Annotated in this window: 13 protein-coding genes; 7 read left to right on the plus strand and 6 right to left on the minus strand. The window is 64.6% G+C overall.

The features are described 5' to 3' along the window. Positions 1–47 precede the first annotated feature (47 nt). A complete protein-coding gene (locus JQ633_RS02065) occupies positions 48–1,784 on the plus strand; it encodes a bifunctional protein-serine/threonine kinase/phosphatase (protein WP_211981789.1) in 1,737 nt (578 codons plus the stop codon). A 217-nt stretch (positions 1,785–2,001) separates the two neighbouring features. Here the strand turns inward: JQ633_RS02065 and JQ633_RS02070 are convergent, their stop codons facing one another. Together JQ633_RS02070 and JQ633_RS02075 are read right to left on the minus strand one after the other, a co-directional pair. Then, positions 2,002–2,793 carry a substrate-binding domain-containing protein gene (locus tag JQ633_RS02070; RefSeq protein WP_211981790.1) on the minus strand — a complete coding sequence of 264 codons (792 nt, stop codon included), beginning with the start codon at positions 2,791–2,793 and terminating at the stop codon, positions 2,002–2,004. A 229-nt stretch (positions 2,794–3,022) separates the two neighbouring features. After that, positions 3,023–4,246: a polyhydroxyalkanoate depolymerase gene (locus JQ633_RS02075; protein ID WP_211981791.1), complete on the minus strand. Its 1,224-nt coding sequence runs from the start codon at positions 4,244–4,246 to the stop codon at positions 3,023–3,025. Positions 4,247–4,395: 149 nt separating this feature from the next. Here JQ633_RS02075 and JQ633_RS02080 point away from each other — a divergent pair, with 149 nt between their 5' ends. Next, on the plus strand, positions 4,396–5,052 hold the full coding sequence (locus JQ633_RS02080) for a glutathione S-transferase family protein (protein ID WP_211981792.1): 657 nt from the start codon (positions 4,396–4,398) through the stop codon (positions 5,050–5,052). A gap of 310 nt (positions 5,053–5,362) precedes the next feature. Then, positions 5,363–5,797 carry a cupin domain-containing protein gene (locus tag JQ633_RS02085; RefSeq protein ID WP_211981793.1) on the plus strand — a complete coding sequence of 145 codons (435 nt, stop codon included), beginning with the start codon at positions 5,363–5,365 and terminating at the stop codon, positions 5,795–5,797. 233 nt (positions 5,798–6,030) lie between these two features. Here JQ633_RS02085 and JQ633_RS02090 read toward each other — a convergent pair whose 3' ends face one another. Continuing rightward, on the minus strand, positions 6,031–6,252 hold the full coding sequence (locus tag JQ633_RS02090; protein ID WP_211981794.1) for a hypothetical protein: 222 nt from the start codon (positions 6,250–6,252) through the stop codon (positions 6,031–6,033). A gap of 196 nt (positions 6,253–6,448) precedes the next feature. Between JQ633_RS02090 and JQ633_RS02095 the strand changes: the two genes are divergently transcribed. Then, positions 6,449–6,814: a hypothetical protein gene (locus tag JQ633_RS02095; protein WP_211981795.1), complete on the plus strand. Its 366-nt coding sequence runs from the start codon at positions 6,449–6,451 to the stop codon at positions 6,812–6,814. 108 nt (positions 6,815–6,922) lie between these two features. Here the strand turns inward: JQ633_RS02095 and JQ633_RS02100 are convergent, their stop codons facing one another. Both JQ633_RS02100 and JQ633_RS02105 read right to left on the minus strand, forming a co-directional pair. Next, complete coding sequence (locus tag JQ633_RS02100; RefSeq protein WP_211981796.1) at positions 6,923–8,026, minus strand: mandelate racemase/muconate lactonizing enzyme family protein; 1,104 nt, start codon at positions 8,024–8,026, stop codon at positions 6,923–6,925. A gap of 200 nt (positions 8,027–8,226) precedes the next feature. After that, complete coding sequence (locus tag JQ633_RS02105) at positions 8,227–9,459, minus strand: ABC transporter substrate-binding protein (RefSeq protein WP_211981797.1); 1,233 nt, start codon at positions 9,457–9,459, stop codon at positions 8,227–8,229. 250 nt (positions 9,460–9,709) lie between these two features. On the opposite strand from JQ633_RS02105, the gene JQ633_RS02110 reads away from it, so the two are divergent. Continuing rightward, on the plus strand, positions 9,710–10,555 hold the full coding sequence (locus JQ633_RS02110; protein WP_211981798.1) for an AraC family transcriptional regulator: 846 nt from the start codon (positions 9,710–9,712) through the stop codon (positions 10,553–10,555). A 291-nt stretch (positions 10,556–10,846) separates the two neighbouring features. Here the strand turns inward: JQ633_RS02110 and JQ633_RS02115 are convergent, their stop codons facing one another. After that, positions 10,847–11,857 (minus strand): polyprenyl synthetase family protein, encoded by a 1,011-nt coding sequence (locus JQ633_RS02115; protein ID WP_211981800.1) that lies wholly within the window; start codon positions 11,855–11,857, stop codon positions 10,847–10,849. A gap of 135 nt (positions 11,858–11,992) precedes the next feature. On the opposite strand from JQ633_RS02115, the gene JQ633_RS02120 reads away from it, so the two are divergent. Together JQ633_RS02120 and JQ633_RS02125 are read left to right on the plus strand one after the other, a co-directional pair. Then, complete coding sequence (locus JQ633_RS02120) at positions 11,993–12,220, plus strand: DUF2007 domain-containing protein (protein ID WP_211981802.1); 228 nt, start codon at positions 11,993–11,995, stop codon at positions 12,218–12,220. Positions 12,221–12,272: 52 nt separating this feature from the next. Further along, the gene (locus JQ633_RS02125; RefSeq protein WP_211981804.1) at positions 12,273–13,040 is read left to right on the plus strand and encodes a tRNA1(Val) (adenine(37)-N6)-methyltransferase; all 768 of its coding nucleotides are present in this window, start codon (positions 12,273–12,275) and stop codon (positions 13,038–13,040) included. Positions 13,041–13,287 lie beyond the last annotated feature (247 nt).

The raw sequence follows: 13,287 nt of genomic DNA on the forward strand, positions 1-13,287 counted from the left end.
GATGGGTCTCTCCTGCGGGAAAGATCCATCCGCCGCGAACACGAGCCATGCCGCGCGCACTGAAAATATCGGTCGGGCAATTCTCTGATAAGGGCCGCAAGGACACCAATCAGGATTTCCACGGCGTACTGATCCCCGAGGAGCCGCTGCTCGGCCTGAAGGGCATCGCCGTGGTGCTCGCCGACGGCATCTCGTCGAGCAGCGTCGGCCGCGTCGCCGCCGAATCCGCGGTGAAGGGTTTTCTCACCGACTATTACTGCACCTCGGAATCGTGGTCGGTGAAGACCTCGGCGCAGCGGGTATTGGAGGCGACCAATTCATGGCTGCATGCGCAAACGCGGCGCAGCCAGAATCCCTATGACCGGGACAAGGGCTATGTCTGTACGCTGAGCGCGGTGGTCATCCGGTCGACCACCGCGCATCTGTTTCATGTTGGCGACAGCAGGATCTACCGCGTCGCCGGCAACAGCCTCGAGCAGCTGACCAACGACCATCGCGTCGTGATCTCCTCGCAGCAGAGCTATCTCGGCCGCGCGCTCGGCGTGAACCCGCAGCTCGAGATCGACTACCAGAACGTCCGGCTGGAGCGCGGCGACACCTTCCTCTTGGTCACCGACGGGATCTACGAGCATGTCCCGCCGCGCCAGCTCGCCAAGCTGATCCAGGACGGCGCCGGCGATCTCGATCAGGCGGCGCGGTCGATCGTCGAGCAGGCGTTCGAGCGCGGCAGTCCGGACAATCTCACCGCGCAGATCGTTCGCATCGACGAGCTGCCGGACGGCGATGCCAGCGAGGTGTTCGGCCAGCCAGGCGAATTGCCGGTGCCGCCACTGCTCGACGCGCGGATGCGCTTCGACGGCTACCGCATCGTGCGCGAGCTGCACGCCTCGCACCGCAGCCACATCTATCTGGCGGTCGACGAGGACAGCGGCACCACCGTCACCATCAAGATCCCCTCGATCGATCTGCGCGACGATCCGGCCTATCTGAAGCGCTTCATGATGGAGGAGTGGGTCGCGAAACGGATCGACAGTCCGCATGTGCTGAAGCCCTGGCTGCCGCAGCGCCGGCGGAACTTCCTCTATGTCGCGACCGAATATATCGACGGCCAGACCCTGACGCAGTGGATGATCGACAATCCCGCTCCCGCGCTTGAGACGGTGCGCGACATCACCGAGCAGACCGCGCGGGGCCTGCGCGCCTTCCACCGCAAGGAGATGCTGCATCAGGATGTCAGGCCCGACAACATCATGATCGACAAGACCGGCACGGTGAAGATCATCGATTTCGGCTCGACGCGGATCTCCGGTGTCGCCGACGCGGCGCCGTCGGGGGCCGAGGAGATTCTCGGCACCCAGCAATACACCGCGCCGGAATATTTCCTGGGCGAACCGGGCACGCCGCGATCCGACCTGTTCTCGCTCGGCGTCGTCACCTATCAGATGCTGACCGGACGGCTGCCCTACGGCGCCCAGATCGCGCGCGCCCGCACGCCGGCCGATTTCAACCGGCTGGTCTACAGCCCGGCCACGCATGGCGGCCGCGACATCCCGGTCTGGGTCGACCGCACGCTGGAGCGCGCCGTGCATCCCAACCCGCTGAAGCGCTACGACAGCTTCTCCGAATTCCTGTTCGACCTGCGCAATCCCAACGCAAAGTATCTCGCGACGTCATCGACCCCGCTGATCGAGCGCAACCCGGTGCTGTTCTGGAAGTCGACGACCTTGCTGCTGGCGCTGGTCGTGATCGTGCTGCTCGCGTACAGCGCGCATCATTGGCGGTAGGGTGGATTGCGCAAGAACCACCCACGGCGTCGTCCCGGCTTTCGCCGGGACGACGCCGTGGATGGGTACTAGTACATTTTCGGAATAATGGAATATTACGACTGAGTTGCCCGACGTGTCAAGCCGCCGTCGAACCCCGGCAGCCGCCGGCTACTTTGCATGGGGTTGTTTTCCATGTTTTGGCTGTGCGCCCCTCCGAGGGCGCGCGTCCAGCGCCCTAATGCGTCGCGCCGCCCGGAATCGGGTCGAGGCCGCTCTTCACCAGCGCGTCGCGGGCGTCGGCCGAGGCGAGGAAGCCGATCAGCGCCTTGCCGGCGTCCGGCTCCTTCGAGACCTTGGCGATGCCGGCGGAGAACACCGTGATCTTCTGCAACGGCTCCGGCAGCGGGCCGACGATGTCGATGCCGGCGACCGGCTTGAGCTCGGAGATCTGCTGGAAGCCGAGCTCGGCCTCGCCCTTGGCGACGATCTCGCCGACCGGGGTGGCCGGGATCATCCGCGCCTTGTCCTTCATCTGATCGGCGATGCCGAGCTTGGCGAACATTTCGGTCGAGACATAGACGCCGCTGGCGCTGTCGGAATAGGCGATGGTCTTCGCCGCCAGCAGCGCCTGCTTGACGGTGTCGGCCGAGCTGATGTCCGGCTTCGGCGCGCCTGACTTGACCGCGATCCCGATCGGCGACTTCACGAGGTCGACGCGGCTGTCGGCCACGACCTTGCCCTGCTTGATCAGGTCACCGAGCGCGTAGCCGACCATGATCAGCACGTCGGCCGGCTCGCCGCGCTCCAGCCGCACCGGGATCGCGTTGGTCGTGGTGCCCATCGACGGCCCGAAGGCGGTGATCACCTTGTGTCCGGTCTTGCGCTCGAACTCCGGCACCAGCGCCTTGTAGGCCGCGGTCAGCCCGCCCGAGATCATGACATGGACTTCGGCGGCGGAGGCGGCCGAGGTGAAGGCGAGGGCGGCGGTGAAGGCGAGCGCAAGGGTGCGGAAGGCGGGGCGGCGCATGGAGGGTTCTCCCTGGACGATTCTTGAGGGCGGGTCGTCGTGGCGGGGGACACTACTGCGAGTGATGAGGCGTGGCTAGACGCCAGAAGTCATTGCGAGGAGCTTCGTAGCCCGGATGGAGCGCAGCGAAATCCGGGGCCGGCTTCTCCGCGGAGATACTTTCCCGGATTGCGCTGCGCTCCATCCGCGCTACGCAGAATCCAAGCGCGACCGCAGCGTCGCACTTCCCTCACGAATTCACATGCACGAAATCGCGCAGCAGCGGGTAGATCTCGTTGTTCCAGCGCTTGCCGGAGAACACGCCATAATGGCCGACGCCGGCCTGCATGTGGTGCACCTTGCGGTAGGTGCGCACGCCGGTGCAGAGGTCCTGCGCCGCCAGCGTCTGGCCGATCGAGCAGATGTCGTCCTTCTCGCCCTCCACCGTCATCAGGCCCATGCGCCGGATCGCCGCTGGGTTCACCGGACGGCCGCGATGCATCAGTTTGCCTTGCGGCAGCAGATGCTCCTGGAACACGTCGCGGACGGTCTCGATGTAGAATTCAGCCGGCAGGTCCATCACCGCGAAATATTCGTCGTAGAAGGTTTTGATCATCTCGGCCTTCTCGGCATCGCCTTTAGCCAGATGGCGCGCGAGCTCGACATGCTGCTTGATGTGGCGCTCGAGGTTCATCGAGACGAAGGCAGTGAGCTGCACGAAGCCGGGATAGACCTTCCGCAGCGCGCCCTTGCACTGCACCGGCACGTAGTTGATCAGATTGTCCTCGAACCATTTGATCGGCTTGCCGGTGGCGAACTGGTTGACCTTGGTCGGCTGGATCCGGGTGTCGATCGGCCCGGCCATCAGCGTGAGCGACGCCGGCCGCGCCGGGTGGTTGTCCTCCGACATGATCGCCGCCGCCGCCAGCGCCGATACCGACGGCTGGCAGATCGCGACCATATGGGCGCGCGGGCCGAGCTGGCCGAGGAAATCGATCAAATGATCGGTGTAGTCCTCGAGGCCGAAGCGGCCTTCCTCGCGCGGGATGTCGCGCGGATTGTGCCAGTCGGTGATGTAGACGTCGTGGTCCTGCAGCAGCGTCTTCACGGTGCCGCGCAGCAGCGTCGCGAAATGGCCGGACATCGGCGCCACCAGCAACAGCCGCGGCTGCTCCGGCGCGTCGGCCTTCTTGAAGTGCAGCAGGGAGCCGAACGGCGTCGCGTAGGCGACCTCCTCGGTCACCTGCAATTCCCTGTTGCCGACCGTCACGCTGTCGATGCCGTAATCAGGGCGGGCATAGGTGAGGGCGGAGCGCGAGATCAGCTCGAGCGCTGCCGCGAGCCGGCCGAACATCCGGTCCGAGGCGCCCTGCGGCACCAGGTTGAGGTATTTCAGCGCCGCGGCGGCTCCGGTCCGCCATGGCGCCGTGAGGTCCGCGTGGTTCTGGTAGGCCTGGTACAGCATCGACATCATACGCATCCACCCCTGGGCCGACATGCCATGCAATATCGACGCCAGAGCGAGAGGCGGCTGCCCGTCAAATTGGCACGTGGCTTGCTGCGAAAACGGCCGATCTCCCGGGTGCTGGGCGTCAGCGGGAGCGGCAGGCGTGAGGGATGGGCATGGCGACGACGACACTCACCATCAGCAGCAAGAACTATTCGTCCTGGTCGCTGCGCGGCTGGCTGCTGGCGAAGTTCGCCGGGCTGGAGTTCGAGGAAGTCGTCACCGCCCCCGACGATCCGTCGGCGCGCGCCGAACTGCTGCTGCTGTCGTCCTCGATCCTGGTGCCCTGCCTGCGCCATGACGGCGCGACGGTCTGGGACACGCTGGCGATCGCCGAGTATCTCAACGAGATCATGCCGCAGGCGGGGCTGCTGCCGGCGGACCGGATCCAGCGCGCCCATTGTCGTTCGATCTGCGGCGAGATCCATTCCGGCTTCACGACACTGCGCGCCTCGCTGCCGGTCAATCTCAAGGGGCACTTTCCCGGCTTCAAGATCTGGTCGCGGGCGCAGGCCGATATCGACCGTGTCTGCGCTATCTGGCGCGATTGCCTTGCAAGCTCGGGCGGGCCGTTCCTGTTCGGCGCGCGCCGCACCATGGCGGATGCGATGTATGCGCCCGTCGTCACCCGCTTCCTGACCTACGACGTCAAGCTTGAGCCGGACCTCGCGGCCTATGCCACGACCATCATGATGATGCCCGAGATGATCGAATGGATCGCGGCGGCAAAGGCCGAGCCGGCCGATGTCGAGGAGCTCGAGGTCGAATATTAGGCAGTGCGCCGTTCGTTGTGCACGCATCGGCGGCCCAAGCTCCGGGCAGCGTTTGCTCAAGGGAGATGCCGCCGGTGACGGCGTTGCCGTCCGATCGGGACGGCGTCGCAACCTCAGCCGCACGTGAATTTGCGCTTTGCTCCAGATGCTTCCGGGATGATGTCGAGCGCGGCAGAAGCGGCGGCGTGCGGCTGGCAAGGATTTCGCATGGCAGTTCCCAAGCTGTGACCGCGACGATGCGACGCTGCCGAAAATTTGGACGCTGAGCCGGCGCCGCGATCTCGCGAACACGAGAACCGTGGAGCTTCAGATGAATCAGCACGCCGTCGTCAGCAAATTCTCCCACGTCAAACCCGATGACACCGCGTTCAAGGGCGGAGGTCTGCGCGACTTCTTCCTGTACCGCGACCTCGGCATCGCCGACGCCACCAACGGCCAGGTGATCTGCCACCTGGTCAAGGCCAATCCCGATCTGCCGCCGGAGGAAGGCACCGGCTGGCACAAGCATCTGTGCGAATTCCAGATCGTCATCATGACCAAGGGCTGGGCCCGCTTCATGTACGAGGACAAGGAGACGCTGGTGCGGGCCGGCGACGTCGTGCATCAGCGGCCCGGCATCACCCACTACCTGTTCGATTATTCCGAGGACATGGAATACCTCGAGATCGTCAGCCCTGCCGATTTCAAGACCGTCGATGTCGAGCCGCGGACCGACAACGTGCCTCCGCCCACGCCGTGGAGGTGATCGTCATGTCGTCCGCGGAGGAATTAACCTTTGTTATCGGCCGCTGGGTGCGGCCGATCGTGATGGTTCTGTATGTGGTGCACCGGCTCGGATCGTTCGCCACATCTAGCCGTGAACAACGGCGTACGGCGCCCGATCAGTGATTCGGACGCGGTTCGTTCCACCCACGTTCCAAACCTTAATGTCGAAAGAGCGCGCGTCGCGTTTTGGAACAGCGGCGCGCATTTCTGTGCTCAGGTCATCACCTGCTTCTCGCGCGGCATGCGCCAGGCGACGACGTTGGCTTCGAGCGCGCCGCCGGTGGTGTCGTTGCGCCACTGTCCGTTGACGAAGCGGCAAGCAAACGGCAGCTGATACGTTCCGCTGTGATCCTCACAAAGCACTTCCACGCGCAGTTCCGGCGAAGGTTCGCCATTGCCATCAAATTGCGCCAGCCGTTTATCGCGCGTCGCCATGTGATCTGTCTCCACTGCCCAAGGCCGAGCCAAAGGGATCGAACCAAACTAGTTCCGAAGGCCCCCGTCCCCACGAGAAGTTCCTCGTAATGGCTTAAGCAGAACGCTCGAATGCGGTTTCAGTGTGATATCTCTGCCCTGCTTTGAGCATCGCGCGCACAAAGCTGTGAACGGACCACCTGACTGGGGGATGACAATGATTGCTCGTATCGCCGTTGCGCTGCTCGTTGCGCTTGCACTCGCCGGACACGCTCGCGCGCAGGACGTTCCGGGCATCGAGATCTGCACCGTCGAGAAGACGATGGAGCGGCGCACCAGCTGCCTGCAGAGCAATGTCGACTTCCTGCAGAAGACCATCACCAAGCTGACGACGGATCATCAGCAGAAGCTCGACGCGGCCAATCGTCAGATCGAAAGCCTGAAGAGCACGGTCGCGGGCTTGCAGAAGCTCGCCGCGGATTTGCAGGCGGCGCAAGGCAAGCTTGCGGACGATCTGAAGAAGAAGGCCGACGCGCAGGCAGCGAAGGATGCAGCGCCGGCCGCGAAGGAGGGGACCAAGTAAAAGCCGTCATTGCGAGCGAAGCGAAGCAATCCATCGTACCGCGTATGCGGATCGATGGATTGCTTCGTCGCTTCGCTCCTCGCAATGACGGTGGAAACGACCGGGCGCTCACGCCACCCGGTACTTCTCCATCACGTCGCGATCCGGCTCATAGCCGAGGCCGGGGCCCTGCGGCACGGCGACATGGCCGCTGGCGTCGACGTCGATGCGGTTGCCCCACAGGCAGGCGGGGCGCGTCATGAAGAACACCTCGATCATTCCCGCATCGCGCACTGCCATCAGGTGCAGCGTGGCGAGGAAGCCGGGCCCGAAATAGGGCGAGTGCGGGATCACCTGGACGCCGAACTCGTCCGCCAGCACCGCGACCTTGAGGAATTCGGTGACGCCGCCGACCTTGATCACCGACGGCTGCGCATGGCTGACCGCGCCGGCATTCATCATCTGGCGGAATTGATGCACCGTGCAGGCGTTCTCGCCGGCCGCGATGTCGAGCCGGCCCTCCTTGCGCACCTCAGCGAGCGTCGCGAAATCCTCCGGCGGCCACACCGGCTCCTCCAGGAACATCGGCGCGGCCTGCTTGCAGTCGCGCGCGAACTGGATCGCGGCCGGCCCGTCCAGCGGACAGTTCATGTCGACCATCAGCGGCACGCCGGGCCCGATCGCCTCGCGCGCGGCGGTGACGGCGGGGACCGTGGTCTCGTGCAGCTTGATCGCGGAATAGCCGAGCTTGATCGCTCGCTTGCACTCGCTGGCGATGTGCTGCGGCGTGCCGATCCGCAACAGGCTCGCATAGGCCGGGATCTTGCTGCGTTTGGCGCCGCCGATCAATTGATGCAGCGGCACGCCCTTGACCTTGCCCGCGAGGTCCCACAGCGCGATGTCGAGCGCGGAGATCGCGAACATCGTGATGCCGTAGCGGCCGAACAGATGCAAATTGCGCTGGATCTGCTCCATCACGGCGGGGATGCCGGCGGCGTCAGGCACTTCGAGCCCGCGCGCTTGCGGCGCGATCATCTCGGTGACCGCCATGCTGTTGGTCTTCGGGCTGACATAGGCGAAGGCATCGCCCCAGCCGGTGAGGCCGGCGTCGGTCGACACCTCGACCAGCACCATGTCGAGCGCCGAGATCGCCGACGCGCCCTGGCGAAAGCTCGCCGGCCCGGCGTCATAGGGGATGCGGATATGGTGGGCGCGGACGTCGGTGATTTTCATTGTTGTTGTCCTTCCGATCGCAGGATGTCCCTGGCTCTCATTGTGACCGGACATTGCTCGCTGAAGGACGGCGTCGCTTCTGCTCATATCCCCGGTCGCGCAAGTCTAGCGCGCGCAAGCGTTGCGCGCGAATCGTGTCGAAGACGTGGATGCCCGGCGCATGGCCGGGCATCACCAACTGCAAACTTGTGCAGCGCCGCTTACGAGCTCTTCTCGCCGCTCATGACCGGGCCGAACCGCTCCCAGCTCTCGCCCTTGAACCGCATCATCTGCAACTGCTCGATCGGGGCGTAGTCATCCGGGCTGGTCTTGATCTTGGTGCCCGGCAGATAGATGCCGATCTCGAAGTTCAGGCTGGCGGCCTGCTTCATCAGGTTATCGCGGGTGAGGTTGTCGCCGCATTGCCGCAGCACCTGCTCCAGCCCCTTGGCGACGCCGTAGCCGAACACGGTCGCGGCATCGTCGAGGTCGCCCTCGGGATACCACTTGCCCATGAAGGCGCGCCATTCGTTCATCGCCGGATCGTTCTTCCACTCGGCGTCCTTGGGATCCTTGAGATAGGCGGTGGAGAGCACGCCCTGGCTCGCTTCATAGCCCGCCGGCTTCATCACGCCGCCGATCGAGCCTGACACGTTGGTTAGGAACTGCACCGGATGCCAGCCGAGTTCGGCGACCTTCTTGATCGCCTGCGCCGCGAATTTCGGCGTTGCGATGTTGACGAAGATGTCGGGATTGGCGCCCTTGATCTGCACGATCTGCGAATCCACCGTGGGCGATGCGGTCTCGTACGAGGTCTCGACGACGATCAGCTTCTTGGCCTGGTCGCCGAGTCCGTCATGCAGGCCGATCAGGTAGTCCTTGCCGAAATCATCGTTCTGGTAGAGCACGCCGATGGTCTTGCCGGGATAGTTCTGCAGGATGTACTTGGCATAGATGCGCGCCTCGACCTGGTAGCTCGGCTGCCAGCCCATGGTCCACGGGAAGTTCTTCGGGTCGTTCCACTTCGCAGCTCCCGTCGAGACGAACAGCTGCGGCACTTTCTTGGCGTTCATGTATTTCTGGATCGCGGTGTTGCCCGGCGTGCCCAGCGGATTGAAGATCAGGAACACCTCGTCGCTCTCCACCAGCTTGCGGGCCTGCTCGACCATCTTCGGCGGCGAGTAGGCGTCGTCATAGGAGACGAAGTTGATCTTGCGGCCGTTGATGCCGCCTTCGCTGTTGAGCTTGTTGAAATAGGCGGCTTCGGTCTTGCCGATCGTGGCGTAGGCGGATGCCGGGCCCGAGTAAGGCATGATGTTGCCGATCTTGATTTCGGTGTCGGTCGCGCCCGTATCGTATTTCTTCTGGGCGTTGGCGGTGCCTGCGACGGCGACCGTCAACAGCCCGGCAAGCGCCGCGGACAAGGCATAGCTCAAGCGTCGGTAGTGCATCATTGTCCTCCCTGACATGCTGGCCGCGGCTCGTGCAGTCTTGATTTTCAGGCAGCTTGGTGAGCCGTCGGGTCGATGCGGGAGCGAGTATGCATGATTGGGAGCATGTTACCAGCAACGCCTTTGGGCTAAATTTCCGCGCAGCGGAACCGAAGTTTCAGCAAGTCACGCAGCAAGACCTATCAAGCGTGGCGCGCGGCATCCGCGCATGATGCGGCTGCTTCGCAACGGAAGCCGAAGGGAAGTATCGTCCATGAACCCGGCCCAGAAGGCGCTCTGGTACATCGAAAGCCATCTGCGTGCGCCGCTGACGCTCGACGAGATCGCCGGCGTCGCCGGCGTCTCGCGCTTCCATCTGGTGCGGGCGTTCGCGGAAGCGACCGGGTTTCCGGTGATGCGCTATGTGCGGGCGCGCCGCCTCAGCGAGGCCGCGCGCGAACTCGCCGCCGGTGCGCCCGACATTCTCAGCCTGGCGCTGGATGTGGACTACGGCTCCCACGAAGCATTCACCCGCGCGTTCCGCGATCATTTCGGCGTCAAGCCCGAAGCGGTGCGCGCGAGCACGTGTCTCGACACGCTCAAGCTCCAGGAGCCGATCACCATGATCTCGACAGCCCTCGATCACATCGATCCGCCGCGCACCGCAACCGCCAAGGCGTTCCTCGTCGCCGGGATCGGCGAGCGCTACAATCACGGCAACGGCAGCGGTGCCGGCGCCGGTATCCCGGGCCAGTGGCAGGACTTCCACCTCAAGCACGCCGATATCCCCCACCGCGTCGGCAACCTCGCCTTCGGCGTCTGCTGCAACGGCGACGATGCCGGCAATTTCGATTACATCGCCGGCGTCGAGGTCGCCGACTTCTCCGACCTGCCGCGCGAATTCGCCCGCGTGCGAATCCCGGCGCAGAAATATCTCGTGTTCACCCACAAGGACCACATCTCGACCATCCGCCGCACCGTCAACACGATCTGGAATCGCTGGCTGCCGCAGTCCGGCATGAAGGTCGCCGACGCGCCGAACTTCGAGCGCTACGACGTGAATTTCGATCCGGCGACCGGTAACGGCGGATTGGATATCTGGGTGCCGGTGGAGGAGTAGGCGCGCGCCGTCCCGTCGTAGGATGGGTAGAGCGCAGCGAAACCCATCATCCATCCGTGCGGACAAAAGGCGATGGGTTTCGCTTCGCTGTACCCATCCTACGGGATTGCGAGGGTGCGCGTCCCATCCACCCTGTCATCGCCCGGCTCGACCGGGCTATCCAGTACGCCGCGGCCTCTCGGCTCAATAATGACTGGCTCTGGAATACTGGATCACACGGTCAAGCCGGGTGATGACGCCGCGTTGTGTGGCAGGCGATGCGACACACACACGGCGACGTCGCTGCTCTTACTAATGCGACCTTGCCAGGCAGAACGCGACCACCTGTTCCAGCGCCGTCTTCATCGGCGAGGACGGGAACAGCGCCAGCGCGTCGACGGCCATGGCGCCGTAATGCTGGGCGCGGCTGATGGTGTCCTCCAGCGCGCGGTGCTTGGTCATCAGTCCGATGGCGTGGTCGAGGTCGCTGGCGCCGATCTCGCCGCGCTCCAGCGCGCGGATCCAGAACTTGCGCTCGGTGTCGTTGCCGCGGCGGAAGGCGAGCACCACCGGCAGCGTGATCTTGCCCTCGCGGAAATCGTCGCCGACATTCTTGCCGAGCTTGGCGGACTTGCCGCCATAGTCGAGCACGTCGTCGACCAGCTGGAAGGCGATGCCGAGATTCATGCCGACCGAGCGGCAGGCGGTCTGCTCGGCCTTCGGGCGGTTGGCGATCACTGGGCCGACCTCGCAGGCCGCGGCGAACAGCTCGGCGGTCTTGCCTCTGATCACGGCAAGGTACTCGTCCTCGGTGGTCGCGGTGTTCTTGGCGGCGGCAAGCTGCATCACCTCGCCCTCGGCGATGGTGGCGGCGGCCGCTGAGAGGATGTCGAGCGCGCGCAGCGAGCCGACCTCGACCATCATGCGGAAGGCCTGGCCGAGCAGGAAGTCGCCGACCAGCACGCTGGCCTCGTTGCCCCACAGCATCCGCGCCGAGAGCTTGCCGCGGCGCAGCTCGCTCTCGTCGACCACGTCGTCATGCAAGAGGGTCGCGGTGTGCATGAACTCGACCGCGGCGGCGAGCTTGATGTGGCCGTCGCCCGAATAGTCAGACAATTGGGCCATGGCCAGGGTCAGCATCGGACGCAGCCGCTTGCCCCCCGACGAGATCAGGTGGTTGGCGACCTCGGGGATCATGGTGACCTCGGAGCCGGTCCGCGAGATGATGGTCGCGTTGACCCGCTCCATGTCGGCGGCGACAAGTCCCACCAGCCCGTCGATCGAAGCATTGGACGGGCTTTCGAAGGGTACAATAACCGCCACGCTGGTCTCCAATTTTGCCGAATTCGCACTATGCTTAGCTATAACAATAGAAACTGCGCGGTGAAGCGGCAAGACCACGAAATTGTTGACATATGTCGCAGCGGCCGGACAGCTGGGCCCAGAGGAGAGCGTATTTTGCGGGAATTGGTTCGGACCAACGACATCGTGCTGGTTTCCGCCATCGGCGCGCTGCTCGACAGCGCTAACATCCACCATCTGGTGCTCGACCAGAACATGAGCATCATCGAGGGCTCGCTGGGCGTGCTGCCGCGGCGCATCCTGGTGCATGACGACGACAACCGGCAGGCCCGCCAGCTCCTCACCGATGCCGGCCTCGGCCACGAATTGCGGGCCGATGAATAGCGCGTCTTCAGGCGAAGCGGGCGCCGGTTCGCGTGGAGAAAACGCGTCAAAAATGCCATCTCCGGCCCCTGATGTCACCGAGGATGGCTTCCTTGGCGGCCAGTTGCGGCTGCGGCAGCCGCGCAGCGGCCATCGTGCCGGCCATGACGCGATCCTGCTGGCCGCCGCGACGCCGGCGCAGCCGGGCGACCGGGTCGTCGAGCTCGGTTCCGGGGTCGGCGCTGCGGGTTTGGCGGTGGCGCGGCGGGTCGGCGGAATTGCGCTCGCGCTGGTCGAGATCGACCCCGCGCTGGCCGAGCTTGCCCGGAATAATGCCGCGGCCAATGCGATCCCGGGCGATGTGATCGTGCTCGATGTCGAGGCCGACGCCTCGGCCTTTGCCGCGGCCGGCCTCGGCCCCGATAGCGCCGACGTCGTGCTGATGAACCCGCCGTTCAACGATCCTGCCCGGCACCGCGCCTCGCCGGACGAGGCGCGGGAGCGCGCGCATGTCGCGACCGCGACCACGCTTGCGGCCTGGGTCCACGTGGCGCGGCGGATTCTCAGATCGAACGGGCGGCTCGCGATGATCTGGCGGGCGGACGGCATCGGCGAAGTGCTGGCCGCGCTCGACCGCGGCTTCGGCAGTCTGGAGATCCTGCCGGTTCACGCTGACGCGACGTCGCCGGCGATCAGGATTCTGGTGCGGGCAACCAAGGGCGGACGGGCGCCGACGCGACTGCATGCCGCGCTGCTGCTCAATGAAAAGCCAGGCGTGCCCAATAAATGGGTACAGGAGATCTTGGCAGGGAAGGGAGGATTGCCGTTGGCGCGGCCATAGCGGGCAGTCTCGCTACCCGAGCCGTGAGTGGCGTGAATCTACTGCGAGGCCGTTTCCGACTGGCGTTCCGGCGTTGACGTGAAGCGGATTGCCGTGAGCAGTGTACCGAACAGCAAAATCAGCAGGTAGATCTTCATGTCCCTCTCCGCCGCGCCATTGCAGCCACCCAACGAGAAGAATGCAAAACGCGTTCCGCTAATTCCAATGACAGTGGCGTGATAAAAAGTGGTTAATTCGAGGTAAGTGC

Source organism: Bradyrhizobium tropiciagri, assembly GCF_018130505.1.
Lineage (GTDB): Bacteria > Pseudomonadota > Alphaproteobacteria > Rhizobiales > Xanthobacteraceae > Bradyrhizobium > Bradyrhizobium tropiciagri_B.